Source organism: Agrobacterium tumefaciens (assembly GCF_005221385.1).
Lineage (GTDB): Bacteria > Pseudomonadota > Alphaproteobacteria > Rhizobiales > Rhizobiaceae > Agrobacterium > Agrobacterium tomkonis.
The window spans coordinates 631,422-656,178 of sequence record NZ_CP039903.1; the positions used below are offsets into that span (position 1 = coordinate 631,422).

At 61.1% G+C, this 24,757-nt stretch carries 26 protein-coding genes; 18 read left to right on the top strand and 8 right to left on the bottom strand.

Going from position 1 to position 24,757, the window contains the following annotated elements; all coding sequences use genetic code 11:
* Positions 1 to 67: 67 nt before the first annotated feature.
* Entirely contained in the window at positions 68 to 676 is a 609-nt protein-coding gene (locus tag CFBP6623_RS03170) for a LysE/ArgO family amino acid transporter (protein ID WP_046798637.1), read from the bottom strand.
* A 371-nt stretch (positions 677 to 1,047) separates the two neighbouring features.
* Here CFBP6623_RS03170 and CFBP6623_RS03180 point away from each other — a divergent pair, with 371 nt between their 5' ends.
* On the top strand, positions 1,048 to 1,947 hold the full coding sequence (locus tag CFBP6623_RS03180) for a LysR family transcriptional regulator ArgP (RefSeq protein ID WP_046798638.1): 900 nt from the start codon (positions 1,048 to 1,050) through the stop codon (positions 1,945 to 1,947).
* 256 nt (positions 1,948 to 2,203) lie between these two features.
* Here CFBP6623_RS03180 and CFBP6623_RS03185 read toward each other — a convergent pair whose 3' ends face one another.
* Positions 2,204 to 4,396: a transglycosylase domain-containing protein gene (locus CFBP6623_RS03185; RefSeq protein ID WP_046798639.1), complete on the bottom strand. Its 2,193-nt coding sequence runs from the start codon at positions 4,394 to 4,396 to the stop codon at positions 2,204 to 2,206.
* A gap of 266 nt (positions 4,397 to 4,662) precedes the next feature.
* Between CFBP6623_RS03185 and CFBP6623_RS03190 the strand changes: the two genes are divergently transcribed.
* The 8 genes from CFBP6623_RS03190 (at position 4,663) to CFBP6623_RS03225 (ending at position 10,835) form a co-directional block, all read left to right on the top strand.
* Complete coding sequence (locus CFBP6623_RS03190) at positions 4,663 to 5,142, top strand: YcgN family cysteine cluster protein (protein ID WP_046798640.1); 480 nt, start codon at positions 4,663 to 4,665, stop codon at positions 5,140 to 5,142.
* A 112-nt stretch (positions 5,143 to 5,254) separates the two neighbouring features.
* Positions 5,255 to 6,079 (top strand): class D beta-lactamase, encoded by an 825-nt coding sequence (gene blaOXA, locus CFBP6623_RS03195; protein WP_046798641.1) that lies wholly within the window; start codon positions 5,255 to 5,257, stop codon positions 6,077 to 6,079.
* Positions 6,080 to 6,127: 48 nt separating this feature from the next.
* Positions 6,128 to 6,736, top strand: coding sequence for a class I SAM-dependent DNA methyltransferase (locus tag CFBP6623_RS03200; protein ID WP_046798642.1), 609 nt, complete (start codon positions 6,128 to 6,130; stop codon positions 6,734 to 6,736).
* 163 nt (positions 6,737 to 6,899) lie between these two features.
* Positions 6,900 to 9,485 (top strand): heavy metal translocating P-type ATPase, encoded by a 2,586-nt coding sequence (locus CFBP6623_RS03205; protein ID WP_046798643.1) that lies wholly within the window; start codon positions 6,900 to 6,902, stop codon positions 9,483 to 9,485.
* The gene (gene cueR / locus CFBP6623_RS03210) at positions 9,482 to 9,904 is read left to right on the top strand and encodes a Cu(I)-responsive transcriptional regulator (RefSeq protein WP_046798644.1); all 423 of its coding nucleotides are present in this window, start codon (positions 9,482 to 9,484) and stop codon (positions 9,902 to 9,904) included. The genes CFBP6623_RS03205 and cueR overlap by 4 nt, the downstream gene beginning before the upstream one ends.
* Positions 9,905 to 9,957: 53 nt before the next feature.
* A complete protein-coding gene (locus tag CFBP6623_RS03215; protein ID WP_046798645.1) occupies positions 9,958 to 10,158 on the top strand; it encodes a heavy-metal-associated domain-containing protein in 201 nt (66 codons plus the stop codon).
* 76 nt (positions 10,159 to 10,234) lie between these two features.
* Positions 10,235 to 10,504 (top strand): ribbon-helix-helix domain-containing protein, encoded by a 270-nt coding sequence (locus CFBP6623_RS03220; protein WP_046798646.1) that lies wholly within the window; start codon positions 10,235 to 10,237, stop codon positions 10,502 to 10,504.
* On the top strand, positions 10,494 to 10,835 hold the full coding sequence (locus tag CFBP6623_RS03225; protein ID WP_046798647.1) for a hypothetical protein: 342 nt from the start codon (positions 10,494 to 10,496) through the stop codon (positions 10,833 to 10,835). The genes CFBP6623_RS03220 and CFBP6623_RS03225 overlap by 11 nt, the downstream gene beginning before the upstream one ends.
* A gap of 17 nt (positions 10,836 to 10,852) precedes the next feature.
* Here CFBP6623_RS03225 and CFBP6623_RS03230 read toward each other — a convergent pair whose 3' ends face one another.
* Complete coding sequence (locus tag CFBP6623_RS03230; RefSeq protein WP_046798648.1) at positions 10,853 to 11,101, bottom strand: hypothetical protein; 249 nt, start codon at positions 11,099 to 11,101, stop codon at positions 10,853 to 10,855.
* Between the two features lie 176 nt (positions 11,102 to 11,277).
* Here CFBP6623_RS03230 and CFBP6623_RS03235 point away from each other — a divergent pair, with 176 nt between their 5' ends.
* A complete protein-coding gene (locus CFBP6623_RS03235; RefSeq protein WP_170979830.1) occupies positions 11,278 to 12,666 on the top strand; it encodes an MFS transporter in 1,389 nt (462 codons plus the stop codon).
* A gap of 27 nt (positions 12,667 to 12,693) precedes the next feature.
* On the opposite strand, the gene CFBP6623_RS03240 is transcribed toward CFBP6623_RS03235, so the two are convergent.
* Together CFBP6623_RS03240 and CFBP6623_RS03245 are read right to left on the bottom strand one after the other, a co-directional pair.
* Positions 12,694 to 12,867, bottom strand: a complete 174-nt coding sequence (locus tag CFBP6623_RS03240) for a hypothetical protein (RefSeq protein ID WP_020009686.1) — start codon at positions 12,865 to 12,867, stop codon at positions 12,694 to 12,696.
* A gap of 72 nt (positions 12,868 to 12,939) precedes the next feature.
* Positions 12,940 to 14,658, bottom strand: a complete 1,719-nt coding sequence (locus CFBP6623_RS03245; RefSeq protein ID WP_046798944.1) for a glycoside hydrolase family 32 protein — start codon at positions 14,656 to 14,658, stop codon at positions 12,940 to 12,942.
* A 187-nt stretch (positions 14,659 to 14,845) separates the two neighbouring features.
* Between CFBP6623_RS03245 and CFBP6623_RS03250 the strand changes: the two genes are divergently transcribed.
* A complete protein-coding gene (locus CFBP6623_RS03250; protein ID WP_046798945.1) occupies positions 14,846 to 16,306 on the top strand; it encodes a protein adenylyltransferase SelO in 1,461 nt (486 codons plus the stop codon).
* A gap of 108 nt (positions 16,307 to 16,414) precedes the next feature.
* Here CFBP6623_RS03250 and CFBP6623_RS03255 read toward each other — a convergent pair whose 3' ends face one another.
* Complete coding sequence (locus CFBP6623_RS03255) at positions 16,415 to 17,515, bottom strand: saccharopine dehydrogenase family protein (protein WP_080842205.1); 1,101 nt, start codon at positions 17,513 to 17,515, stop codon at positions 16,415 to 16,417.
* A 147-nt stretch (positions 17,516 to 17,662) separates the two neighbouring features.
* Between CFBP6623_RS03255 and CFBP6623_RS03260 the strand changes: the two genes are divergently transcribed.
* The gene (locus CFBP6623_RS03260; RefSeq protein ID WP_080842204.1) at positions 17,663 to 18,094 is read left to right on the top strand and encodes an Lrp/AsnC family transcriptional regulator; all 432 of its coding nucleotides are present in this window, start codon (positions 17,663 to 17,665) and stop codon (positions 18,092 to 18,094) included.
* Between the two features lie 232 nt (positions 18,095 to 18,326).
* Here the strand turns inward: CFBP6623_RS03260 and CFBP6623_RS03265 are convergent, their stop codons facing one another.
* On the bottom strand, positions 18,327 to 18,695 hold the full coding sequence (locus tag CFBP6623_RS03265) for a winged helix-turn-helix transcriptional regulator (protein WP_046798651.1): 369 nt from the start codon (positions 18,693 to 18,695) through the stop codon (positions 18,327 to 18,329).
* Between the two features lie 143 nt (positions 18,696 to 18,838).
* Here CFBP6623_RS03265 and CFBP6623_RS03270 point away from each other — a divergent pair, with 143 nt between their 5' ends.
* Positions 18,839 to 19,678, top strand: a complete 840-nt coding sequence (locus CFBP6623_RS03270) for an SDR family oxidoreductase (protein ID WP_080842203.1) — start codon at positions 18,839 to 18,841, stop codon at positions 19,676 to 19,678.
* Positions 19,679 to 19,706: 28 nt separating this feature from the next.
* Here the strand turns inward: CFBP6623_RS03270 and CFBP6623_RS03275 are convergent, their stop codons facing one another.
* Positions 19,707 to 21,344 (bottom strand): alpha/beta hydrolase, encoded by a 1,638-nt coding sequence (locus tag CFBP6623_RS03275; protein ID WP_167379160.1) that lies wholly within the window; start codon positions 21,342 to 21,344, stop codon positions 19,707 to 19,709.
* Here CFBP6623_RS03275 and CFBP6623_RS27250 point away from each other — a divergent pair.
* The 5 genes from CFBP6623_RS27250 (at position 21,284) to CFBP6623_RS03305 (ending at position 24,756) form a co-directional block, all read left to right on the top strand.
* Complete coding sequence (locus CFBP6623_RS27250) at positions 21,284 to 21,502, top strand: hypothetical protein (protein WP_137002495.1); 219 nt, start codon at positions 21,284 to 21,286, stop codon at positions 21,500 to 21,502. The two genes, CFBP6623_RS03275 and CFBP6623_RS27250, sit on opposite strands and share 61 nt — an antisense overlap.
* A 254-nt stretch (positions 21,503 to 21,756) precedes the next feature.
* Positions 21,757 to 22,284, top strand: a complete 528-nt coding sequence (locus tag CFBP6623_RS03290; RefSeq protein ID WP_080842688.1) for a hypothetical protein — start codon at positions 21,757 to 21,759, stop codon at positions 22,282 to 22,284.
* A complete protein-coding gene (locus CFBP6623_RS03295; protein WP_167379158.1) occupies positions 22,281 to 23,540 on the top strand; it encodes a DNA-packaging protein in 1,260 nt (419 codons plus the stop codon). The genes CFBP6623_RS03290 and CFBP6623_RS03295 overlap by 4 nt, the downstream gene beginning before the upstream one ends.
* A 553-nt stretch (positions 23,541 to 24,093) precedes the next feature.
* A complete protein-coding gene (locus CFBP6623_RS03300; protein WP_080842201.1) occupies positions 24,094 to 24,390 on the top strand; it encodes a hypothetical protein in 297 nt (98 codons plus the stop codon).
* Between the two features lie 57 nt (positions 24,391 to 24,447).
* The gene (locus CFBP6623_RS03305) at positions 24,448 to 24,756 is read left to right on the top strand and encodes a Dabb family protein (RefSeq protein WP_046798947.1); all 309 of its coding nucleotides are present in this window, start codon (positions 24,448 to 24,450) and stop codon (positions 24,754 to 24,756) included.
* The last annotated feature ends 1 nt before the right edge of the window (position 24,757 follow it).

Sequence of the window (24,757 nt, forward strand, 5' to 3'; positions counted from 1 at the left end):
CCCGTTTGGAAAATGGTGCCCTTTGTTTAGTCTTTGTGAAAATGAGCGGGATGGCGAATTCCGGTTCTCACGCACCCATGACCAGCTTGAAGGCGATGGCCCACATGGTAACCGCAATGACGCCTTCGAGAATGCGCCAGGCGGAGGGTTTCTCGAAGATCGGCCGCAGCCAGCGGGCGCCATAACCCAGCGAAAAGAAGAACAGCACCGAGCCGGTGGCCGCACCCGCCGCAAAGGTCTTTTCAAAGCCGGGAAATTGCGTCGAGATGGTGCCGAGCAGCACGACTGTATCGAGATAGACATGCGGATTGAGGAAGGTGAGCGCCAGACAAATGGCCAGCGTCTGCCACAGGCTCGCCTCCTGCCGCTCGGCCGCCGACAGCGCTTCGGATGATCGCAGCGCCGAATGCAGGCTTTTGGCGCCATACCAGATGAGGAAGGCGGCCCCGGCATAACGCATGATGGGATCGAGCGCGGGCATGACGGCGCTGATCCGCTGAAACCCGAAGACGCCGACGGTGATCAGCAGCGCATCGGCAATGGCGCAGGTGGCGCAGACCGCAAACACATGCGAGCGCGCCAGCCCCTGTTTCAGAACGAAAGCATTCTGCGCGCCGATGGCAACGATGAGGCTGAGGCCCATCGTCAGGCCAGTGAAGAAGATTTGAATGTCCATGCGTGTCGCGGCCCCTGCCTCTTTCCATTGTGGAGTGGCCGAAGGCGTTGCTTCCGGACCGAGTGCTTGGATATTTGGGTGGAATGGTTTAATCCAGTTAAATAAATTCAATCCAGATAAGCTGGTCTAATGTCGCACTTCTCTCTTCAACCTCTCGATTTTCCACAACGTTGCCATCTCTCAACCCTCATTCCTGTGCTTGTCACAGGAATCCAGCCAGCCCAAGTCCTTGGGCTGAAAAGACTCTTCCGACGCACAGGCGTGCCTCGACTGGATTCCTGTGACAAGCACAGGAATGAGGGAAGGAGAGGCCGTTGCCTATGGCTTCCAAGGCCCCCACGTCACCTCCAAACCCTGCATGAGGTGCCGTAGTGCTCGACTATCCCTCCATGCGGGCCGTGGCGCTCGTGGCCCAGACCGGCAGTTTCGAAAAGGCGGCGCAGGTGCTGTGCGTTACGCCTTCGGCCGTCTCGCAACGTATCAAACAGCTGGAGGAGCGGCTGGGCGTGGTGCTGATCGTGCGCGGCAACCCTTGCGTGGCGACGGAAAAGGGCGAATGGCTCTGCCGGCATATGGATCATGTCGGTATGCTGGAAAGCGAATTGTTCCGCCAGCTTCCGGCATTGGCGGAAGCGGGATCGGTGCAGGAGCGCGTGACGCTCAACATCGCCACCAATGCCGATAGCCTCGGCACCTGGTTTCTGGAGGCGGTTTCGAAATTCACCGGCGGCAGCGATTATCTCGTCAATATCGCGGTGGACGATCAGGATCACACGGTGGAATGGTTGCGCGGGGGCAGGGTGCTTGCCGCCGTCACCGCCCATGCCAAGCCCGTGCAGGGCTGCCGCGTCACACCACTCGGTGTGCTCAGATATCACGCTACCGCCAGCCCGGATTTCATGGCCCGCCATTTCGCCGATGGCGTCACCCCGGCCGCCCTCGCCCGCGCGCCTGGGCTGACCTTCAACCAGAAGGACAGGTTGCAGGCGAGCTGGATCAGGCAGGCGCTGGGAGAAGACATCTCCTATCCCACCCACTGGCTGCCCTCGACCGATGGTTTCGTGAAGGCAAGCCTTGCCGGCATGGGCTGGGGCCTCAATCCAGTGCAGCTTGTGGGGGAGCACCTCGCGGCGGGGAGGCTGGTGGAAGTCGTTCCCGGTACGCCGCTGGATATTCCGCTCTACTGGCAGGTCAATCGTTTGGCCGCCGACCGACTCGGCGCGCTGACATCGCATGTGGTGGAGACGGCGAGGGCGGTGTTGTTGCGGTGATGCATTTCACACCGGGTTGCGGTTTAGGGAGACGGTAGCGGTTGAGCGAGTGGCTCACCCCCCTCTGCCCTGCCGGGCATCTCCCCCTCAAGGGGGGGAGATCGATCTGCGGCAAGGTCTCTCCCATCTCTAGGCTTGAGAATGAAGTGGAGGTAGTGCCTCCTGCCGATCTCCCCCCTTGAGGGGGAGATGCCCGGCAGGGCAGAGGGGGGTGAACCACAGGTTCGGAAGGCAACGTCTTCCACGCGATGCAACCTCACCGCCGCGCCGCATCCTCCGCGCCTTCCCGCAGGGACGCATCCGCCACCTTCTGCGTCGTCACGCTCAAAGCCGAAGCGTCCTTCATCTTCTTGGCGATGGAGCGGATGACGCGTGTCGCCTCTGCCGAGAGCGAACGCGGGCGCGTGAGTGCCGGCATGGCGGGCGTGCTGGCGGATGCGGATGCGACTTCTGCCGAGGGTTGCGGGCGCGCGCCCGTCGGCAGCGGGTTCTGGATGCCGGGAATGGGGCGCAGTTCCATGCCCTGATGGGCATAGTCCATCAGCCGCTTGTAGGTCATGGCCGGAAGCGCGCCGCCGGTCATGTTGTTCATCGGCGTGAATTCGTCATTGCCGAACCAGACGGCCGTGGTGTAGTTGCCGGTAAAGCCCACATACCAGGCGTCGCGATAGGCCTGCGAAGTGCCGGTCTTGCCGCCGGAGACGATGCCGTTGTCCAGTGCGCCGCGCCGGGCCGTGCCCATGACCGGAATGGTCACCAGCATCTGGTTCATCTTGGAATTGGCGTCTTCGGAAAGCACCCGCTTGGCGGGCGGCTCGTCATGGCTGAAATCGTAGAGAACATTGCCTTCATAATCCATCACCTGCTCGATGCCGTGGCGGCGTGACTGCATGCCATCGGCCGGGAACACGGCATAGGCCGTGGCCTGGTCAAGAACGGTGACTTCCGAAGTGCCGAGCGGAATGGTCTTGTCGCTGCGCAGCGGCGTGGCCACGCCCATGGCCTTGGCGGTATCAACGATCACCTGCGTGCCGAGCACATCCTTGGCGAGCCGCACAGGCACGGTATTGTAGGATTTGGCGAGCGCCATCTGCAACGTCACCTTGCCGGCATAAGACCGGCCGTAATTCTGCGGCGACCAGCCGCGCCAGGTCACCGGCGCATCGGAAATCAGCGTTTCCGGCTTCATGCCCTTTTCCATGGCGGCCGAGTAGGTATAGACCTTGAAGGAGGAGCCCGGCTGGCGAAGGGCTGCGGTGGCGCGGTTGAACTGGCTTTCGCCATAGTCACGGCCGCCGACCATGGCGCGCACGCCGCCGCCGTTCTCAATCATCACCATCGCGCCCTGCTTGACGCGGTAACCCTCGCCATATTCGCGCAGCTCCATTTCCATCGCCTGTTCGGCCGCCTGTTGCAGGCCGGTATCGATGGTGGTGCGCACGACGACGGTATGGTCCTTGAACTTGCCTTCGGCAGCCAGCCGCTGCACCTCGTCGAAGGCCCAGTCGAGGAAATAATCCGGCGCCTTCACATCGGCGCGGTCGATGACGGTGGCCGGGTTGCGCCGCGCGCCGATCACCTGGCCCTCGGTCATCAACCCGCTCTGAACCAGGTTGGAAAGCACCGTGTTGGCGCGGGCGCGGGCCGCCGGCAGGTTGACATGCGGCGCATATTTGGCCGGCGCCTTGAACAGGCCGGCCAGAATGGCGGATTCCGAAAGCGTCACGTCGGTCAGGTTCTTGCCGAAATAAAACTGCGCCGCCGCAGCAGCACCAAAGGTGCCGCCGCCCATATAGGCGCGGTCGAGATAAAGGCTGAGGATTTCCTTCTTCGACATGTTGCTCTCAAGCCAGAGCGCGAGGAAGGCTTCCTTGATCTTGCGCTCCAGCGAGCGCTCATTGGTGAGGAACAGGTTCTTGGCGAGCTGCTGCGTCAGCGTCGAGCCGCCCTGCACCACGCCGCCGGCGCGGGCATTTTCGCTCATGGCGCGGGCAAGGCCGATGAAGTCGATGCCGAAATGGTCGAAGAAACGCCGGTCTTCGGTCGCCAGAACCGCCTTGATGAAATGATCCGGCATCTGGTCGATCGGCACGCTGTCTTCATGGATGATGCCGCGATGGCCAATGGTGTTGCCGTAACGGTCGAGGAAGGTGACGGCGAAATCGCCGCGATAACGCCAGTCCTTCTTGGTCTCTTCGAAAGCGGGCATGGCCAGCGCCAGAAGCACGACTGCACCTGCCGTTCCGAAGGTCAGCGCATCACAGGTCAGGTTGACGACAAGTTTCTTCCAGCCGCGCACATGCAATTTGCGTGAGGCGATGGTGACGTCTTCCCAGAAATCCACCAGCCGTGCCGCAGCCGTCCACAGGCCGGAGTCGATGAAGCTATCGATCCGGAGCAGGATATGCCGCTTTTTGCGGCCGTTTTTATCGTCTTTTTCTTCCTGCACCTGGCGATGTTTTCCTGTTCAACGCAACGCGGCCCGTCGATATGCCTGCCCGAAATTCCTGCTTCAACCCATTCCCGACGCAAAAGCGTGGCATGGTTATGTCGGAATTGCTTGACGTGGTGACTTCTTGCAGGCCAATGACCCTTCAACCGCCGCCAATATGCTAAAATATCGTACAAACCAGCCCTTGGCGATACGATATAAAGGATTAGGGACCGGTTAAACACTCCCGTCCAAGAGATCAAAATGAAACGGAAATGTTAACGATGAATGACGCGCCGTTCTGGAAAACCAAATCGCTCACCGAGATGACCGGCGAGGAATGGGAAAGCCTGTGCGACGGCTGCGGCCTGTGCTGTCTGAACAAGCTGGAAGACTGGGACACCGGTGAAGTGGTGTTCACCTCGGTCCGCTGTGTGCTGCTTGACGGTGAAAGCTGTCGATGTTCCGACTATGAAAACCGCCGCGCCACCGTGCCGGACTGTATCCAGCTTGACCTGAAGAAGGTGCATGAGATCGGCTGGCTGCCGCCCACCTGCGCCTATGCGTTGGTGCGTGACGGCAAGGATTTGTACTGGTGGCACTATCTCGTCTCCGGCGACACGGACACGGTGCATCAGGCAGGCATTTCGGCACGCGGCAGAACCATCAGCGAGGCGGATGTGGATGTTGACGACTTCGAGGATTATGTGGTCGATTGGCCCCTGACAGTGGGTGAGAGGGCAGGCGAAAAGGAACGGACTTGACGGAAGACGGCAATTTTCGTTTTGGTCCTATTCCTGCCCCATCATTCACCTAGACCGCTCTCACCATTCAGGCAAATGATCCGCAAAATGCGGACGAGGGACATCAAAACGCATGCGCTACCGGCTGCCCGCCATCGTTCTTTCGTGCCTTGCCCTTCCGGGCTTCCTGCCGCTTTCCGCTTCCGCCCAGCAACAGCCGCAGGCGTTTGAATGCACACTGGTCACCTCCATCGAGACGGGGGCCGTCATCAACCAGCAGGGCGCCTGCGACCAGCGCGTCGCCCCGGCCTCCACCTTCAAGGTGCCGCTGGCGCTGATCGGCTACGATGCCGGCATCCTTCAGGATGAGAAGTCGCCCGCCTGGGACTGGAAACCGGGCACGGAGGCCCGCGCTTCGGACCGCAAGACGGTCGATCCCACCATATGGGAGCAGGATTCGGTGCTGTGGTACTCGCGCGAAGTCACCCGCCGCCTCGGCCCGGAAAAATTCGCCGCTTATGTAAAGCGTCTCGGTTACGGCAATGCCGATGTTTCCGGCGAACCGGGCAAGAATAACGGCCTCACCCATTCCTGGCTCGGTTCGTCGCTGACCATCTCACCGGTGGAGCAGGTCGGCTTCATCCGCCGTCTGCTGGCCGGTAACCTGCCTTTTTCCCGTGACGCGCAGGCAAAGACCCGGGCGATCGTACCCGTCTTTGATGCGCCCGAAAGCTGGGCCGTGCATGGCAAGACCGGCACCGGCTACATGCGTGATGAAAAGGGCAATCCTGATCGCAACCGCCCCTTCGGCTGGTTCGTCGGCTGGGCGGAGCGGGAAGGCCAGCACATCGTCTTCGCAAGGCTGCGCGTCTCCGACAAACCATCCAATGAGCCGCTCGGCCCCGCCGTACGCGACGCCTTCCTGCGCGATATTCCGCGGCTGGCGGTACATCGGTAAAGAACGGCGTGGCCGCGTTACCCTGAACCCGGGAAAGGACATCAGGAAATGTCGAACGCCTCCCGTGATGTCATCGGGCTCTATACCGAACACGGCGCAGATTTCGACAAGGAGCGCGGCCGGTCCCTTGCCGAAAAACCCTGGCTGGACAGGTTCACCTCGCTTTTGCCCGGCGGCGGTTCCATTCTCGATATCGGCTGCGGTTCTGGCGAACCGATTGCCGGCTATTTCATTTCCAATGGCTATGACGTCACGGGCATCGACGCGTCGCTGCCGCTGATCGAACTTTGCCGCAACCGGTTTCCGGAAAATCTGTGGGTGGTCGCAGATATGCGTGAGTTGGCTCTCGGTCGCCGTTTTGACGGTTTGATCGCCTGGCACAGTTTTTTCCACCTGAAGCCTGAAGATCAGCGCCTGATGTTCGGTATTTTCCGCCGGCACGCCAATGACGGTGCGGTCCTGATGTTCACGGCCGGGCCGGGACATGGCGAAGCGATCGGCACGTTTCAGGGCAAGCCGCTTTATCACGCCAGCCTTGCGCGCGACGATTATGAAAGCCTGCTCGCCGCACATGGGTTCCGGCTTCTCGATCACATCGTCAATGATCCGCAATGCGGTGGGGCGACGGTCTATCTCGCCAGACGCGTCGCGGCCTGAAAGGCGAGCCCGCGGTGATCCGACAGCAAAGGTAAACGACGGAAATCCCTGCTTTTATGGCCGGTGCCCGTGCTCACGATTGTGTGTTCAACAAAAAGCTTGCCCATACCTTGACCTTCCCATCATGGGAAGCCCTACATAGGGTCTCGAAAGGGGATTTCCCATGAACGAGACAGTCAGACACGCCCATTCAAATCAGCCGGTTTCCATTCCCGTGGAAGGCATGACCTGCGCGTCGTGCGTGCGGCGCGTGGAAACGGCCGCGGCCAAGGTGCCGGGCGTTGCATCAAGCTCGGTGAACTTCGCGACAAAGAAGCTCACTGTCGAGCCCGCCGAGGGTTTTTCGGCCAAGACGCTCGGCGCCGCCATCAAGAAGGTCGGTTACGATATCGCACCGGACCGGCATGAATTTGCCGTCGAAGGTCTGCGCAATGACGCGGATGCCGCGCGGTTGAAGGCCGTTCTGGACGCCGTTGCCACCACCGTCGACGTGAAGGTGGACGCTGCGGCCGGAAAGGTCGCGGTGGAAACCATCGGCGGCCGTCGTGAGCGGGATGCGCTGGTGGAAACGGCAAAGCTCGCCGGCTTTGCCCTGACGACACGCAAGCCGCACGATCATTCCGCCCATCAAGGCCACAGCCAACACCAAGGGCATCATCAGGGCCACGACCAGATGGCGACGGCTGGCGAAAGTGGCGGCCATGACCATATGCAGCATGCGGGCGAAGAGGGCGCGCTGAAACGCGACCTGACGATTGCCGTCATCCTGACCGCGCCGCTTTTCGTGCTGGAAATGGGCGGCCATCTCTATGAGCCGATGCATCACTGGCTGATGGGCATCATCGATACGCAGAACCTCTATTACATCTATTTCGTGCTGGCGACGGCGGTGATTTTCGGGCCGGGCCTGCGCTTCCTCAAGACCGGCTTTCCGGCCCTGCTGCGTGGCGCGCCGGAAATGAACTCGCTGGTGGCGCTGGGCGTCACGGCGGCCTATCTCTATTCTGTGGTAGCGACCTTCGCGCCAGATCTTCTGCCCGCAGAGGCGCAGTTCGTCTATTATGAAGCGGCCACCGTCATCGTTACGCTGATCCTGACCGGACGGCTTCTCGAAGCCCGCGCCAGCGGCCGCACGGGAGACGCCATCCGCAAGTTGATGAGCCTGCAGGCAAAGACCGCCCGCGTGGAGCGCGACGGTGCGACCATCGATATTTCCCCTGACGATCTGGTGATGGGCGATATCGTCGTCATCCGCCCCGGCGAAAGGCTGGCGGTGGATGGCGAAGTCGTCGAAGGCTCGTCCTATGTCGATGAATCGATGATATCAGGCGAACCCGTGCCGGTGGAAAAGACGGTCGGCGCAACAGTCGTCGGCGGCACCATCAACAAAACGGGCGCCTTCAAGTTCAAGGCGACCAAGGTCGGTGCCGACACCATGCTGTCGCAGATCATCCGCATGGTGGAGGAGGCTCAAGGGTCCAAGCTGCCGATCCAGCTGCTGGTCGACCGCGTCACCGCGCTGTTCGTACCCGTTGTCATTGCCATTGCGGTGCTGACCTTCATCGTCTGGGCGATCTTTGGTCCTGAGCCTGCCTATACTTTCGCGCTGGTCAATGCGGTCGCGGTGCTCATCATTGCCTGCCCCTGCGCCATGGGTCTTGCCACGCCGACCTCGATCATGGTCGGCACCGGCAGGGCGGCGGAGCTGGGCGTATTGTTCCGCAAGGGACAGGCGCTGCAGGAACTGCGCTCGGCTGAGATCGTCGTGGTCGACAAGACCGGCACTGTCACCAAGGGCCGCCCGGAACTGACCGATCTGGTGGTTGCGGAAGGGTTTGCCGATAATGAAGTGCTGGCGCTGGTCGCCGCCGTCGAAGGCCGCTCGGAACATCCGATTGCCGAAGCCATCGTCCGGGCTGCGGAAGAAAAGAAGGTTGCGACCCCTGCAGGACTCGAACCTGCGACTGTCGAAAACTTCGAAAGCGTGACGGGCTACGGCATCGCCGCCACCGTCAATGGCCGTAAGGTCGAAGTCGGCGCGGATCGTTACATGGCCAAACTCGGCCATTCGGTCGATATCTTCGCTGACGCCGCCGCAAGGCTGGGTGACGAAGGCAAGACGCCGCTTTATGCCGCCATCGACGGCAGGCTGGCGGCTGCGATTGCCGTCGCCGATCCGCTGAAGCCCTCGAGTGTGACCGCCATCCGGGCGCTGCAGGCCATGGGTATCGAAGTGGCGATGGTGACGGGCGACAATGCCCGCACGGCAAACGCCATTGCCCGGCAGGTCGGTATTTCCCGCGTGGTGGCGGAAGTGCTGCCCGAGGGCAAGGTGAAGGCGATCCACGAGATGCGTGCCGGCGGCAAGGTGCTGGCCTTCGTGGGCGACGGCATCAACGATGCGCCGGCGCTGGCCGAGGCCGATATCGGCATCGCGGTTGGCACGGGTACGGATGTCGCCATCGAAAGCGCCGATGTCGTGCTGGTCGGCGGCGATCTTCTGGGGGCAGTCAACGCCATTGAGATGAGCCGGGCGACCATGCGCAACATCAAGGAAAACCTGTTCTGGGCCTTCGGTTACAACGTGGCGCTGATACCGGTTGCGGCGGGCGTGCTTTATCCCGCCTTCGGCATCACGCTGTCGCCGATGATCGGCGCGGGCGCCATGGCGCTCTCCAGCGTCTTCGTTCTTGCCAATGCGCTGCGGTTGAAACGGGCCAAGGTGGCCCATCGGGAGGTGACGTCGTGAATATCGGCCAGGCATCGGAAGCATCGGGCGTCTCCGCCAAGATGATCCGTTATTACGAGCAGATCGGCCTCATCAATCCCGCCGCCCGCACCGGTAATAACTACCGGGTCTATGGCGAGCAGGACGTGCACAATCTGCGCTTCATCAAGCGGGCGCGCACGCTGGGCTTCTCGCTGGAAGAAACCGAGACGTTGCTGAAACTCTGGCAGGACAAGAGCCGCGAGAGTTCCGCGGTGAAGGAGATCGCGCTCGTCCATATCGCCGATCTCGAGCAGAAGATCGCCGAGATGAAGAGCATGGTGAAGACGCTGTCCCATCTCGCCCATTGCTGCGGCGGCGATCACCGGCCCGATTGCCCGATCCTCGATGATCTCGCGGGTTCCGAAAAGAACGACGGCAAGCCCGCCAGAACCCACTGAACTGCAATGACACCCGGCACGCAAACAGGCGTGCCGGTCAACTGGAGAAAACCATGAGTGCAACCACCTTCCTCATCCCTGACATGACCTGCGGCCATTGCGAAAAGACGTTGCGCGGCGCTCTCACCGAGGTGCTGCCGGATGCGTTTGTCAGCATCGATCTCGCTACCCACAAACTCACAGTGGCGGGCGACGCCTCAGCGGCGGAAGCGGCGATCCGTGATGCCGGTTATTCGCCGGAACGGGTGGGCTGAAAGTCATTGGTGCTGGAATGAATATGGAGGGTGTGCTACCGAGTAGCATCACCCTCCATGCAAAAGGAGTGCCGCAATGTCCGTCAAGGCATCCGTATCCATTTCCGATCAGCAGGATAGCTTCGCCCGCAGGCTGGTGGAGGAGGGGCGTTATGCCAGCCTCAGCGCCGTGGTACAGCGCGGGCTGGAACTGCTTCGGCAGGAAACCGAACTGAAGGACGCGGAGCTCGCCGCGCTTCGCGACTTGCTTGTCGAACGCAGGCAGGGCGACTTTGTATCGATCGGGGAGGGCAAGGGCAGAACCGCAGCCATAATCGCGGCCAAAAAGGCCGGCTATGGCCTTTAGGGTCCTGCGTTCGACACAGACGGACAAGGACCTCGGCCTCATTCTCGACCATCTCGTCCAGTCCTATCTCGATCTTGGCGATGCTTTGCCGGCCGCATTCACGCGGGCTGCACGACGGGTGGGATCGATTGAGGCGGATATGGACGCTCTTCACAAAGCGCCGTTTCAGGGAACGCTAACACCAGAATTGCTACCCGGCCTTCGCCGGGTAACGAAAAATCAGGCAGTTTTTTATTTCGATGTCGATGAGGGCGAAAAGACCGTGCGTATTTTTGCCGTCTTCTTCGGCGGGCAGGACCATCAGCGCCATATGCTGCAGCGCCTTGCATAAGGCTCTGGCAGCCCCGATCAAACCTCGTCGAAAGCCCCGCCTTCCCGCGAAGGATTGCGGTTGATCACCCGCTCTTCCGCGTCGTCGGGAAGGGCCTCGTCGCTTTCCTGATAGGGATCATCTTCGCTTTCGGCTTCTTCCTCCTCGATTTCCTGTTCGATGGATTGTGGAATTTCGCCCTTGGCGGGAAGGGCGTCGATGTCGACATCGAGCAGATCCTCGTTCATGGCGTCTTCGTTGAGCGGCATGATTTTCTTGCGGTTCATGACGATATCCTTTCTGTCGGTTCTTCAGCAAACGGCCGGGGGCGCGCAGGGTTCCTGTCGCCCGCCAATTCCTTCAAACCAAATTGCGTGAAAAAGCCGTCTTGACCTCAATGGCGCTTGAGGTTCTAGTTTGCCCGCCGTATCGCAAAAATGGAAAGGATACGGCTTTGACGAGTATGGAAATGACGGAGAAAAACGGCTGGGGCGAATTGCTGAGCGGGGCGAACCTCTCGCTTCTGACCGTCATTTCCTCCGGTATCGGCCTGCACGCCTTCAACCAGTTCGCGGTGGTGACAGCCTTGCCCGTCGCCGTCAACGAAATCGGCGGCGCCGCTTATTATAGCTGGGCCTATAGTCTCTACTTCGTTGGTTCCGTGGCCGGCGGTGTCACTGCCGTGCTGTTTCGCGAGCGTTTTGGCGCACGCGCCGTTTTGCTTCTCTGCTGCCTGATCTTTTCCTTCGGCTCGGTCCTTTCGGCAATCGCCGGGGATTTTTTATGGGTCGTCGTCGGCCGGGGATTGCAGGGGCTGGCCGACGGGTTGATCGTGGCGGTGTGCTACAGCCTCATTCCCGCCGGTTTCCGCTCCGGCCTGTTGCCGAAGGTCTTTGCCATCGAGGCGGCGATCTGGGCGGTCGCCTCCTTCATCGGCCCGCTGACCGGTGGTTTTGCCACCGAGCACATGTCCTGGCGCGCCACATTCCTGCTGTCGGCGCCGCTGATCGTGCTTCTGCTGGTCTACACGACCGTCGCCGTCTCAGTCGAACGGCCGGTGGCGGCGACGCGCAAACCACTCTTGCCGCTGGTTCTGTGCCTTGTTGGCGCCTTGGCTTTTTCCGCGCCTTCCGCCTTCGAGGATGCGAGCCTGCGGGCGATCTCGTTGCTGGCAGGTGCGGCGCTGTTATGGGCCTCGTTGCGGGTGGGCATCCGTCCTTCTTCCGGCCTGTTCCCGAAGGATTCCTTCCGGCTGAAAACCGTGCTGGGCAGCGGTTTCTGGGTACTGTTCCTGATGTCCTATGCCCATGCGCTCGGCAGCGTCTATCTCGCTTATGTCGCCATCAATCTGTGGCACTATGAGCCGACCTTCGCCGGCTTCATCGTGGTGACGATGCCGCTTGCCTGGAGCTTCGTTGCGATGCTGATCGGCAGCCTGCGATCGATCCGCCTGAGAGAAATTTGCCTGCATTATGGCCCCTACCAGATGGTGCCGGGCTGCGCCCTGCTGGGGCTGGGGCTTGCAAGCGGAAACTGGGGTGAAATGCTGCTCGGGCAAATCCTGATCGGGTCTGCCTTTGGCATGTCATGGGCCGGCATCAGCCAGGCCGCCATGGAGGCAGCGCCGGAAGAAGAGCGCAAGATGACCGGTGCATTGCTTCCCACGGTCTCCACGCTGGGGGCGGCGGCCGGCGCGGGGGCGAGCGGCACCGTCGCTGCCGCCACCGATCTCGTTGCGCAGATCGAGCATGCGGATGTGACGATGCCGATGGTCTATCTTTACGGGCTGGGTGCCGCCGTGTCGCTCATTGCGCTCCTGACCGCCCGCGGGCTGCGAAGCGCACGGGGCTGAGCACGGGTTTCCGGACAAGGCGAGGCGTTAAGACTGCGTGGCGGCGATGGTGATCGCCGCCAGATAAACGACGAAGGACATGATCGCGATCGCGCCGATAATGATGATGATGCCCTTGCCGGCGCGTTTTTTCTCGGCCTTGTTTTCATTGGCCTCGGTCGGAAACAGAATGGGGTCGCTGGTATCGCGGATTTTGGTCATGCCGTTTCTCCTTTTTTGCGGGCTGGTCGGCTGTTGCTGGTCTATCAACCGCCATATCCGCCAAAAGGTTCCTCACGGTTTGAGCGCCCAGCTGGTCGCGTGCACCACCGCGCCGGCAGCCGCCTTCAGCAGCGCCGAACGCACGGGTTCGAAACCCTCGATGCGTTTTGTGCCCACATATCGACCGCGATTGGCGAAGACTTCGATGGAGCCGTAATCCAGGAAAATGCGGATGCGTGAGGCCCGTGCGCCCTTGGCGATATAATGTGGCGAGGGCCCATCGCGCCCGTCTTCATGGCGGATCCACAGACCCGTTTCATCGGAAACGAGGCCGAGCGTGACCGTCGGATGCTCGAGCACCAGTTCGAAAGGCGCGCCGGGGGAGGCAAGCTCGATCAGAATTTCCACCGCGCCGTTGATGAAGGTGACACGCTCACCCGTCGCCAGGCGCGTGCGGTCGAGAATATGGCTGCGCAGGCTTTCCGCAGCGCCGATGGGCGGGGTCAGAAGCTCGCCGTTGACGTAGTGAATCCGGCGCGGCAGCGTCATGGAAGTGGGAAAATCGATTTCCGGATTGGCATCAGCCCAATTGGCCAGCCAGCCGATGCCGATGATGCTATCGCCATCCAGAAAGGCCTGAAAGGCGTAGTTATCGGTGCCGAAATCCAGTTCCTGACCGGATTCCTTGGTGAAGATCTTGCCGTCGAACCAGCCGACATCGGCCATGGTGAGGTTCTTGCGGCCGGTTTGCGGATCTTCCGAATGCATCAGCCCGTAGATCAGCACCCAGCGGGTGGAGCGGGCATTGGCCGGGCCGTCCAATGGCAGCAGACATGGGCATTCGATAGCTGTCGTCCTGTAGCGTGTTTCCACCCACAGCTTGCCGACATAGGTCCAGCCCGATGCGGCCGTGGGGTCCAGCGTCTCGTAAAGCAGGATGACGCCGCCGCCATCACTCTGGCTGCCGAGCAGCATTTTCCACAGCCCGTCGGGGCCGCGAAATACGTAAGGATCGCGAAAATCCGGCGTCAGCCCCTGTCCGTCCGGGCGGTGGGCCAGAATGACGTCTGCCTGCCCGGCCATGATGAGATCGGAGGAGGTGGCGGTGAGCTGGATCTGCTGTTCGGGAACGCGGTCCTGCACCTGTTCGGTGAAGAAGACGCGGATGCCTGACCCTTCGACCAGCGGAATGGTGGAGCCGGAATAGGCGCCGCCACGCTTGTCCGGGCGGGTTGTCAGATCCTCCGACGGGAAGAGGAAGATTGGCAGATGCCGCCAGCGCAGGTAGTCCGAAGAAACGGCGTGGCCCCAATGCATCGTGTTCCAGCGCAGCCCATGCGAATAATGCTGATAGAACAGATGCGGCCGGCCTTCAAAACGTCCAAAGCCATTCGGATCGTTCATCCAGCCGAAGGGCGGGCGGAAATGATAACTATCAGGCAGTTCCGGGGCGGCATTGTCAGGCTTGGTATGAACGACGGTGATGCCGGTTTCGAGCACATCGGAAGCAGTGAACCAATAGATGACGGAAACGGCTGTTGTCACCGTATCGTAACTCAGTTCCACATGACCACCGCCGAACACCTGATAGATTCGAAAACCGAACTCTTCCGTATTGACGCTTGAAACTTCAGCGAATTTTCCGTTCTGGTTGGAGAAGGAGACGGCGCCGGGTTCGGCGGCCTTTTTCGCTTTCAGCCAGACATGGAAAGTGGCGTTGACGGGCAAGTCGGTGTGAATGGTGCGGATGGCGCTTTCCGGTACTTCCGTCACGGTTTCAACGACGCTCATTGCTGTTCCTTTCATTTCGGCATTCTGCGGGTCAAGCATAGGAACGATGATGGCGCTGGAAAGTTCATTGCGCAAAATACAATCAGCGGCGCTATAGGCACGGTGTGACGGGTGGATGTGGCATTTATCGCTCGCATCCTTCGCCTTCCGGCCCCATATAAAGGCAAAAGCAGGGAGTTTACCCGTGATCAGATTCGACAATTCCTATGCCCGCCTGCCGGAACGGTTCAGCGCCGCCGTGCTGCCGACGCCGGTGAAGGCGCCGCGCCTCATCGCCTTCAATCGCCGGCTGGCAGACGAACTCCTTCTGGATGTTTCCGGTCTCGACGACGAAAGGCTGGCGGCGATCTTTTCCGGCAATGTGGTGCCGCAGGGGGCCGAGCCGCTGGCCATGGCCTATGCCGGCCACCAGTTCGGTGGCTTCGTGCCGCAGCTTGGTGATGGCCGCGCCATTCTTCTCGGCGAAGTGATCGACGAGTATGGCAAAAGGCGGGATATCCAGCTGAAGGGCTCCGGCCCGACGCCGTTTTCACGCAGGGGAGACGGGCGTGCCGCCCTCGGACCGGTGCTGCGTGAATATATCGTCTCGGAAGCGATGTATGCGCTTGGCATTCCCGCCACGCGGGCCTTGGCGGCCGTTCTCAGCGGCGAAAGGGTGCAGCGTGAAGTGGGGCTGCCGGGCGGCGTTTTCACCCGCGTCGCGGCAAGCCATATCCGTGTCGGCACCTTCCAGTTCTTCGCCGCGCGGGAGGATGACGAGGCAATCAGGAGCCTCGCCGACTACGTGATCGATCGCCATTATCCCGAGGCGAAAACCGCCGATAATCCTTACCTCGCTTTGTTGCACGGCATCGCTGAAAGGCAATGCGACCTTATCGCCCGCTGGATGATGGTGGGCTTTATCCATGGCGTGATGAACACCGACAATATGGCCGTTTCTGGCGAGACGATCGATTTCGGCCCCTGCGCCTTCCTCGATGAATACCACCCCAACAAGGTCTTCTCTTCCATTGATGCACAGGGCCGTTACGCCTTCAACAACCAGCCTGGCATCGCCCAATGGAACATCGCCAGGCTGGCGGAATGCCTGTTGCCGCTGCTTGACCCGCAGGTGGAGAAGGCCGCCGAACGCGCCAACGCCGTGCTGGCCGATTTCGCCGCCGCCTTTCCCAAGCGCTGGCTGGCCGGCATGCGCGAAAAACTCGGCCTGACGCTGGAAGAGGAAGGCGATCTCGATCTCGTGCAGGCGCTTCTTTCGCTGATGCAGGCATCGGAGGCGGATTACACGCTGACCTTCCGGCGACTTTCCCATGCGGCGAATGGCGATGCCGAACCATTTCGCGGCATGTTCATCGATATTGCCGGGGCGGATGAATTTCTCGCCCGCTGGCGGAAACGCGCCGACCGCGAAGATATTTCCGATGCCGAAAGGTCACGGGCAATGCTATCGGTCAATCCGGCCGTCATCCCGCGCAACCACCGGATCGAGGAACTGATCGAAGCGGCGGTGGAAGAGGATGATTTCGAGCCGTTCCACGCCATGCTGACGGCAATTGCGACGCCCTTCGAGGAGCGGCCGGACAATTTTGTCTACATGCAGCCGCCGATGAGCCATGAGCGGGTGTTCAGGACATTTTGCGGGACGTGAGTAAAGGTCGATCCGCAGCGTTGGAGCGAGCGGGCGCCTCCTTCGCCTTCTCCCCGGCGGGGAGAAGAAACCCAGCAGCAACGCTGCGCCCTATAAAATATTAGCTCTTCACCCCACCCGGGCCAGCGGCTCATGCGAGCCATAATACCGGCCGAACCGGTTTTCGAGGAATTTCGGCAGCGCCACTTCTTCCTGCCGCACGAAACCCTTCTGCGGCAGGGCGCCTTCGGCCAGCAGGTCGAGAACCGTGCAGATGCCGGCGGCGGTGGTGATCTGGATGGCGCTCATCATCCGGCCGGAAACCGGGCCGGCATAGACCTTGTTGGCATAGGTTTCCTGCAGGAAGCGGCCATTGCGGGTGCCGCAGACGGTGACGAAGACGATGACGACGTCCTGCATGGTGCCGGGCAGGGCGTTTTCGAACAGGTCCTTCAGCACGTCGCGGCGGTTGCGCAGGTTGAGGTCGTTCAAAAGCGCCTTCATGATCGCTACATGGCCGGGGTAACGAATGGTGCGGTAATTCATCGTCCGCACCTTGCCTTCCAGCGTGGCGCACAAGGTGCCGAGGCCGCCCGAGGTATTGAAGGCCTCGTAGGTAACGCCGTCGAGCGAAAACTCTTCGCGCTCTTCCAGCGCCGGAACGGCGGTGAGGCGGCCTTCGACGATCGCTTCGCAGGGCTCGATATATTCGTTGATCAGCCCGTCCGTGCTCCAGGTGAGGTTGTAGTTGAGCGCGTTGGACGGATATTGCGGCAGCGCGCCGACACGCATGCGCACGCTGTCCAGCTTGTCGAAACGGGCGGCGAGATCGGCGGCGACAATGGAAATGAAGCCGGGCGCGAGGCCGCATTGCGGAATGAGCGCGGTCTCAGCCGTTTCCGCCAAGGCCTTGACCTTGCGGGTGGATTCCACGTCTTCGGTAAGATCGAGATAATGCGTGCCGACGGCGACGGCTGCCTCCGCAATACCCGCCGTCAGGTGAAAGGGAGCGGCGGATAGCACGGCGAATTTGCCCTTCAGCAGTGCTTCCAGCGCCGGGCGATCGGCGATGTCGACGATTTCGGTATCGACCCGCTCATGGTCAGGCACGTTGGCCAGCTGGTCGGCCGAGCGGTCGGCAACCGTGATGCGATAATCGCCCGTGGCGGCCAGCATCCAGGCGATGGCTGAGCCGATATTGCCCGCGCCGATGACGACAATGTTTTTCATGTTTTTGTTCCCCGCAGTAAATTCGCATGTCTTTGCGCAACGAATGCGCCTCAAAGACAGAATGCCAGCTTTTATTGACGATTCGCAGCTTCACTATGTGCAGATGGCGGTATATTATTGAACAATTAGACGACAGGATTGATCACTATGACGATCGCCGACAGGGACCGGGCGCTGCTTGCCCTGCTTTCCGAAAATGCCCGCATGCCGGTGGCGGAACTGGCGCGCAAACTCGGCCTTTCCCGCACCACCGTGCAGGCCCGCATCGAGCGGCTGGAGGCCGACGGCGTGATTGCCGGTTATGGCCTCAGGCTTTCGGAAAGCTATCTTTCCGGGCTGGTGCGCGCGCATGTGCTGATCACTATCGCACCCAAGGCACTGCCCGGCGTGACGGCGGCGCTTGCCGCCATCAAGGAGGTGACGACGCTGCATTCGGTGAGCGGCACATTTGACCTGATTGCCATTCTGGCCGCCCCTTCGATCCTCGATCTCGACCGGTTGATAGATCGCATCGGCGCGCTTGAAGGGGTGGAGCGCACGCTGTCGTCGATCATTCTGTCGACGCGGATTTCTCGGTAGGGATGTTTTGGGAAGTGTAAGGTACGCGAAACCCACTTCCGTCATACCGGACTTGATCCGGCATCCAGCAGCAGCGCGTCTGCGCGGCGAATAGAGTCTTTTCAGCCCAAGGACTTGGGCTGGCTGGATACCGGCTCAAGGCCGGTATGACGGCAGCAATGTTCTACAAAACGAAGCGGCGAAGGCGCTTGTCTCTCCCACGCTTTTGTCGCTACGCGAGGGCGAAGGCCATCTAAGCCGCAACCTTCTCATCATAAGCCCGCTGCGCCGCCATCACCGCATCAATATTGCCTTCCGCCCAATGCGCGAGCGCGGCCACCGTGTCGGTCAGTGTCCGCCCCAGCGGCGTCAGTGAATATTCGACCGTTACCGGCACGGTCGGAAAGGCCTGCCGTGAAATCAGCCCGTCACGCTCGAGCTTCTTCAGCGTCTGCGACAGGACCTTCTGCGAAATGCCCTTGATCTCGCGTCGCAGCAGGTTGAAGCGCACGGGGTCCCGCCGCAGCTTGTCGAGGATCAACAGCGCCCATTTGTCGGCGATCCTGTCCAATACCATGCGCGTCGGGCAGCGGTCCTCATAAACATCATAGACATTCGCCATCGATTTCACCCTGTTGTTTCAAGGTCATGCCGGTTTCCGAAAGGAAACCAGATAACCGAAAAGTGCTCTCTTTTCATGATTTCGAAAACGCAGTACCTGTATTTTCGAAACATGGTTTCCATTAGATACTAAGGATATTTGAGATGACAGGCAAGATACTCGTAATCGGTTCCACCGGCACCATTGGCACGCCGCTGGTCAAGGCACTCGTGGTAAAGGGCGAAAGCGTCAAGGCTGCCTCGCGCAGCGGCAAGGCGGCGGATGGCGCGCAAGGGGTGCGCTTCGATTATACCGACCGGGCGACCTACGCCGATGCATTTGACGGCGTGGATCGGCTGTTCCTGATCCTGGCGGGCGGGCGTCTGGATGCCATCGACGCGCTGACGCCTGTTGTCGAGGAGGCCGCGCGGCGCAAGGTAAAGATCGTGTTCCTCAGCGTCCTTGGCGTCGATGCCGACGATTCCATTCCCTATCGCCAGATCGAACTGAAGATCATCGCTTCCGGTACGCCATACGTCATCCTGCGCCCCAACTGGTTTGCCGATAATTTCCACAGCTACTGGAAGGCCGGCATTGAACACGGTGAGATTGCCGTGCCGGCCGGCGAGGGCAAGTCGAGCTTTATCGACGTGCGCGATATCGCCGACAGTGCCGCCGCAGCGCTGAACTCTGACGCCTTTAATGGCAAGGCTTTCAACCTGACCGGGCCGAAGGCCTTCGGTTACGGCGAGGCCGCCGCGGTGATTTCGCAGGCGATCGGCAAGCCGGTTTCTTATGCTGCCGTTTCGGACGAGGTCTTCATCGGCATCCTCACCGGTGCGGGTGTACCGAAGGATTACGCCTCTTTCCTCGCCTCGATCTTTTATCCCGTGCGCGAAGGCTGGACAGCGGTGGTGACCGGTGATGTCGAGACCCTGACCGGCCACGCACCGCGTTCGCTGGAAACCTATGTTGCCGACCATTTGGATGTGCTGAAGGGCTGATGCCGGCAAACGACGCGGCCCGTCGCGCTCACGCCGGATCGGTGGAGCCGCGGCGGGCCTTGAAGAACATTTTCAGCCGCTGGATCTCCTCGGCATTCCAGCCCTGCGGCTCCGTCACCTCTGTCCATGCATCGATATAATGTTCCGGCGCATAGACATGGCCGTAACCGATCGGCGCGGTGGTGGCGGCGACATCGAGACCGAGCTGCAGCAGCGTCACCACCGGGAACCAGCGGAAGGATGTGGAAACATCCGGCCCGTGATGTGCCATCCACTCTGGACGCCGGTAAAGCGAAGCGGTTTCGAAGAAGGTGATCGGGTCGCTCGCATATTGCAGATAGACGATCCGCATCGGCCCCCAGGTCGCATCGGGCATATGGGCGGTGGTATATTGGTTGGCAAAACGGATGACGGAGGAGTCGCGGAAACGCGGCAGCCATTCCGGCGTGCCCGCAACCCGGCCATTGGTGGCCATGCGCCATGTGGGGCTGGAAAAGGGCGGGCCGCTCCACAGCGCACCCTGGAACGGATCGGAGAGCACATCATAGAGATCGGAGGATTTCTGCGAATTGAGCGAACCGAGGCTCAAGCCATGCAGGTAAAGCTTCGGCCGCGTCTCTTTCGGCAAGGTCGTCCAGTAGCCGTAGACCGCCTGGAACAGTGCGCGCGCCGTTTCCACGCCGTAATCCGGTTCGGTCAGAAGCGCTATCCAGCTGGACAGATAGGAATATTGCACAGCCACGCTCGCGACATTGCCATCATGCAGATATTCGACCGTATCGAGCGCTTCCGGATCGATCCAGCCGGTGCCGGTGGGAATGACCACCAGCAGGACCTTGCGCTCGAAACCGCCGACCCGCTTCAGTTCCTCCAGCGCAAGGGCGGCGCGCTCTTCGGGGGTAGAGGCCGAATTCAGCCCCGCATAGACCCTCAGCGGTTCGCTGGCCGGACGATGGGTGAAGGCGGTGATTTCCTGCGCCTTCGGCCCGCCGGCCACGAATTCGCGCCCACGACGGCCAAGCGATTCCCATGTCATCAGCGAAGCGCTGCTGCCGGTTTTAAGCGCGTCGGAAGGCCGCGGCACGTCAGGCTCGATTAGCGAATCCACCTGTTTCAGCGAGGAATCGGCAAATTTCAGGCCGATATCGAAGATAAGGCCATTGAGCAGCATCCATGACAGCACGATGGCGGCAGCGATGCCAAGCACATTGGCCAGCCGGCGCGGCAGGAAATGACGGCTGCGCGCGGCAAAGAACCGGCGGATAAGCTGGAAAAGCCGACCGGCGCCAATCAGGATGGCGGCGACCAGTACAGCGATACCGCCGGTCTTGGTGGGATGGGCGCTGGGCAGCGGGTCGAGTTCCATCAGCACGCGAATGGAATTCTGCCAGTCCTTCGCCTGCCACAAAAACGCAATGGCCGTGATGGCTGCGGCAAGCGCGATAAGAAAACGAATGCCGCGCGCGTTGTGTCGCGAGGGTTCGGGCAATTCCAGATAGGCCCAGACGGCGTGCATGGCGACACCGATCAAATAACCGATGGCAAAGGAAAACCCGCAGAGAACCCCCTGCATCAGCCATGTGCGCGGCAGAAGCGACGGTGTGAGTGAAGCGCAGAACAGGACCGTGCCGAAGACGATGCCGGTTGCCGAAAGACCCGCAAACAACCGCCCAACCCATTGTTTCACCAACTTGCCCTGTTCCTTCTGCTCACTGCCTAGCGCGGAGTGTAATATGCGGCGGGCGAGGGTGCAAATCCTGTTGGCAGGATAAAAATCATCAAAATAGGAAAATAATCCTTTACAGCGTGACGGTGGTTTGGTAGTGTTTGGCTACGGTCGGAGATTTGCGGCTGACGGCAGAGGCCGGTTCGAAGGGTTGCCTTCGGGTTTGATGACGAGCCTCTTTGCATATTCGGCGTCATCCTTGGGCTTGTCCCAAGGATCTAAACACGTAAACAAAATCAAGACGTTGCAGATCCTCGGGACAGGCCCGAGGATGACGTCGAAGTGTTGGGCGTGGTATTCGCCCAGTGTAGCCTCTTCGCAAGCACTATTATTGATCCGGCAGGCCGATCCCATGACGAATTCTGACACTTGCGACCCGGTGCTTTACAGCGCGTGGCCGGAACGGCCTGCCTATGTCGGTGACGACATGCCGGATACCGCGCCTGAGACAAAGTCGCGGGCCGACAAGCTGGCTGCCGAGGATGCGGCGCGTAACGGCGAGCTAAGGCAGATGCTGAACGAGATGACGGAAGAGATGCGTGATCAGTTTCATCTGTACCGCACCCTGCGGCAGGAGAGCGAGGCGGCCCTGTTGGGGGCTGCGGATGACGCTCCCGGCAAACAGGCCCGCGCCGATGTGAAGGCCGCGACGGACCAGCTTTCGCTGATCGTGCGCACGCTGGAGCGGATCGACGCCCTGCAACGGGTGCTGGCGGAAGAGAGGGAAGCGCTTGCCGCTGAGGACGAAACCGATACCGAAGACTACGAGGCCGCAGTGGCGCATCTCCTCAAACGCATCGACGAACTGGCTGAACAGAAATGCCGTGCGAGGCTGGAGGCCGGTGTCGCCGCCGGCGCATTGGCGGAGGCTGATACATGAAGCAGCCTTCATCCGATCCCCGCCCGCAGGAGCAGGTCTTTGCCTTTTTGCGCGACTGGCGTTTCATCGGCAACCTGCCGCAGCAGCCGCCGGAGGGCGACTGGCGGACATGGCTTTTGATCGGCGGGCGCGGTTCCGGCAAGACGCGAGCCGGTGCCGAGTGGGTGCACGGCGTTGCTTCCGCTGGCAGACAATCGGATTTACGCATTGCGCTGGTTGCGGAAACGCTGGGTGACGCCCGCGAGGTGATGATCGACGGCATTTCCGGCATCTGCCGTATCGCCCGCCGCCGCCGTCCTGCTTTCGAGGTGTCGCGCCGCAGGCTCCTGTGGCCGAACGGTGCGATGGCGCAGGTATTTTCCTCGGAAGACCCCGAAAGCCTGCGCGGCCCGCAATTCCACATGGCCTGGGCGGATGAGTTGGGAAAATGGAAATATCCGCAGGAAACCTGGGACATGCTGCAATTCGGTCTGCGATTGGGCGATGCACCGCGGCAACTGGTGACGACGACGCCACGGCCCATTCCACTCTTGAAGGCGCTGCTGGCCGATCCTTCCACCCGGGTTGCGCGGATGCCGACCGCCATGAATGCGCAGAACCTGTCTCCCGGTTTCATGCAGGCCATGCAGGACCGTTACGGCGGCACACGGCTGGGACGTCAGGAAATCGGCGGCGAACTGATCGACGAGCGCGAAGGCGCGCTGTGGAAGCGCACCGATCTGGACGCGATTATCGAGGCGGCGCATGAGCCGCTTTCGCGGATCGTGGTGGCGGTCGATCCGCCTGCCGGTGCGGGTGAAAATTCCTGCTGCGGCATCGTCGTTACGGGGCTTGGCATATCAGGCAAACTGGTGGTGCTTGCGGATTGTTCGGTGGAAGGCGAAACGCCGGCTGGCTGGGCGCGCGCCGTTGTCGCCGCCTTCCGCCGCCACGAGGCTGACCGGGTGGTGGCCGAGGTCAATCAGGGTGGAGAAATGGTCCGTGCGATGCTGCAGAGCGTCGACGCGAACCTGCCTCTGACTTTGGTGCGGGCCAGCCGAGGAAAATTCACCCGAGCCGAGCCGGTAGCCGCCCTTTATGAGCAGGGCAGGGTGCGCCACGCTGCTCGGTTCGAGAAGCTGGAAGACCAGATGACGGATTTCGGGCCGGATGGCCTGTCATCCGGTCGTTCGCCCGACAGGCTGGATGCACTCGTCTGGGCGATAACGGCGCTGACGACGATGGTAGTGAATGAGCCGAGGGTGCGCGGGATGTGAGGTGGGCGATTTCTAGCCCCGCGAATGAGAGCGGGTTGGTATTCGCGCGAGTGATCACCGCTTGTTTCTTCTCCCCGAGGGGGAGAAGGTGGCGCGTAGCGCCGGATGAGGGGGCTACGGTAGAGATATGCGGAGAGCTGGCCCCCTCATCTGACCCTTCGGGCCATCTTCTCCCCGTCGGGGAGAAGAAATTTTTAGCGCCGTATCCGCCCATATTCGGGCGCCTAACAAGTCTTATTTCTTCGGAGATTGCGCCGGTTTCGGCTGCGAGCCGGTTTCGCGCATCTGGCGCCACTCGTTTTCAAGACGGTCATAAACGGTCTGGGGGATTGTCGCTGTCATGGTGGCATTCCTCCTTGAATTGTTAACGCTGCTGGATTGCGCGGTGAATGGAGTTAGCGCGCCAAGGTTCCGGAATTCAAGGAATTTTTTACCCCAAAACCGCGGCCTGCGGATTAAAATCGATTAAGGTTTTTTCAAATCGATTTAGTCCTGACGGCCGTCATGTGGAAAAACCGGGTGTCATATCGCCCATCATTTTCAGGAGCCGGCTATGGCCTATGACGAGGCGCGATTCTTCGCGTCGGTGCGGGTTTCGATCTTTGGTGGCCGCCTGCGTGCCGCGCAACTTGCCGGGACCAGGACGATACTTGCCGGATGCCGCAAGGCGATCGCCGGCAGCTTCACCGGTCGCCGACTTGCCGATTTCTTCGGCGCGCAGCGGGAGGACTGGGAGGGCGCACGCGCCATCATCAATGGCAGCGACCGGGCGCGGCTTGGGGCTGGCCACGCACGCGCATTTCATCGCGCCCTTGTCGCGGCGCGGATTGAACCGGCGCGGGTCAGGTGATAACCCCTTATGCGCGCCGAGAAGGCCGCCTTCGAATTCTGCATGACAGGTGACACCGTGATCCGCCATATCGTTTTTTTCACCGTTCCCGAGGAAAACCGCGACGCCGTGCGCAAGGGGCTTTCCGGCCTCACCGCGATCCCGCATGCGCTGACGCTCGAAATCGGCGAGAACGTGAAGAAAGACCAATGGGGCAACTCGGTCGATTTCATCGTTTACGGCGAGTTTGAAAACGAGGCGGCGCTGGCGGCCTACAAGGCCGACCCCGCCTATGATCTTTCGACCCGCACGGTGAAGCCGCTGCGCGAAACCCGTGTCGCTGCTGATTTCAATAGCGACACGGCGGTGAAGGCGCCGATCCGGTAAA

What these genes read in the sequence shown, in the direction of transcription:
- CFBP6623_RS03170 (WP_046798637.1), bottom strand. Translation starts at nt 676, where the DNA reads ATGGACATTCAAATCTTCTTCACTGGCCTGACGATGGGCCTCAGCCTC.
- CFBP6623_RS03190 (WP_046798640.1), top strand. Translation starts at nt 4,663, where the DNA reads ATGAATGACGCGCCGTTCTGGAAAACCAAATCGCTCACCGAGATGACC.
- blaOXA (WP_046798641.1), top strand. Translation starts at nt 5,255, where the DNA reads ATGCGCTACCGGCTGCCCGCCATCGTTCTTTCGTGCCTTGCCCTTCCG.
- CFBP6623_RS03200 (WP_046798642.1), top strand. Translation starts at nt 6,128, where the DNA reads ATGTCGAACGCCTCCCGTGATGTCATCGGGCTCTATACCGAACACGGC.
- CFBP6623_RS03205 (WP_046798643.1), top strand. Translation starts at nt 6,900, where the DNA reads ATGAACGAGACAGTCAGACACGCCCATTCAAATCAGCCGGTTTCCATT.
- CFBP6623_RS03215 (WP_046798645.1), top strand. Translation starts at nt 9,958, where the DNA reads ATGAGTGCAACCACCTTCCTCATCCCTGACATGACCTGCGGCCATTGC.
- CFBP6623_RS03220 (WP_046798646.1), top strand. Translation starts at nt 10,235, where the DNA reads ATGTCCGTCAAGGCATCCGTATCCATTTCCGATCAGCAGGATAGCTTC.
- CFBP6623_RS03225 (WP_046798647.1), top strand. Translation starts at nt 10,494, where the DNA reads ATGGCCTTTAGGGTCCTGCGTTCGACACAGACGGACAAGGACCTCGGC.
- CFBP6623_RS03230 (WP_046798648.1), bottom strand. Translation starts at nt 11,101, where the DNA reads ATGAACCGCAAGAAAATCATGCCGCTCAACGAAGACGCCATGAACGAG.
- CFBP6623_RS03235 (WP_170979830.1), top strand. Translation starts at nt 11,278, where the DNA reads ATGGAAATGACGGAGAAAAACGGCTGGGGCGAATTGCTGAGCGGGGCG.
- CFBP6623_RS03240 (WP_020009686.1), bottom strand. Translation starts at nt 12,867, where the DNA reads ATGACCAAAATCCGCGATACCAGCGACCCCATTCTGTTTCCGACCGAG.
- CFBP6623_RS03245 (WP_046798944.1), bottom strand. Translation starts at nt 14,658, where the DNA reads ATGAGCGTCGTTGAAACCGTGACGGAAGTACCGGAAAGCGCCATCCGC.
- CFBP6623_RS03255 (WP_080842205.1), bottom strand. Translation starts at nt 17,515, where the DNA reads ATGAAAAACATTGTCGTCATCGGCGCGGGCAATATCGGCTCAGCCATC.
- CFBP6623_RS03260 (WP_080842204.1), top strand. Translation starts at nt 17,663, where the DNA reads ATGACGATCGCCGACAGGGACCGGGCGCTGCTTGCCCTGCTTTCCGAA.
- CFBP6623_RS03265 (WP_046798651.1), bottom strand. Translation starts at nt 18,695, where the DNA reads ATGGCGAATGTCTATGATGTTTATGAGGACCGCTGCCCGACGCGCATG.
- CFBP6623_RS03270 (WP_080842203.1), top strand. Translation starts at nt 18,839, where the DNA reads ATGACAGGCAAGATACTCGTAATCGGTTCCACCGGCACCATTGGCACG.
- CFBP6623_RS03290 (WP_080842688.1), top strand. Translation starts at nt 21,757, where the DNA reads ATGACGAATTCTGACACTTGCGACCCGGTGCTTTACAGCGCGTGGCCG.
- CFBP6623_RS03295 (WP_167379158.1), top strand. Translation starts at nt 22,281, where the DNA reads ATGAAGCAGCCTTCATCCGATCCCCGCCCGCAGGAGCAGGTCTTTGCC.
- CFBP6623_RS03300 (WP_080842201.1), top strand. Translation starts at nt 24,094, where the DNA reads ATGGCCTATGACGAGGCGCGATTCTTCGCGTCGGTGCGGGTTTCGATC.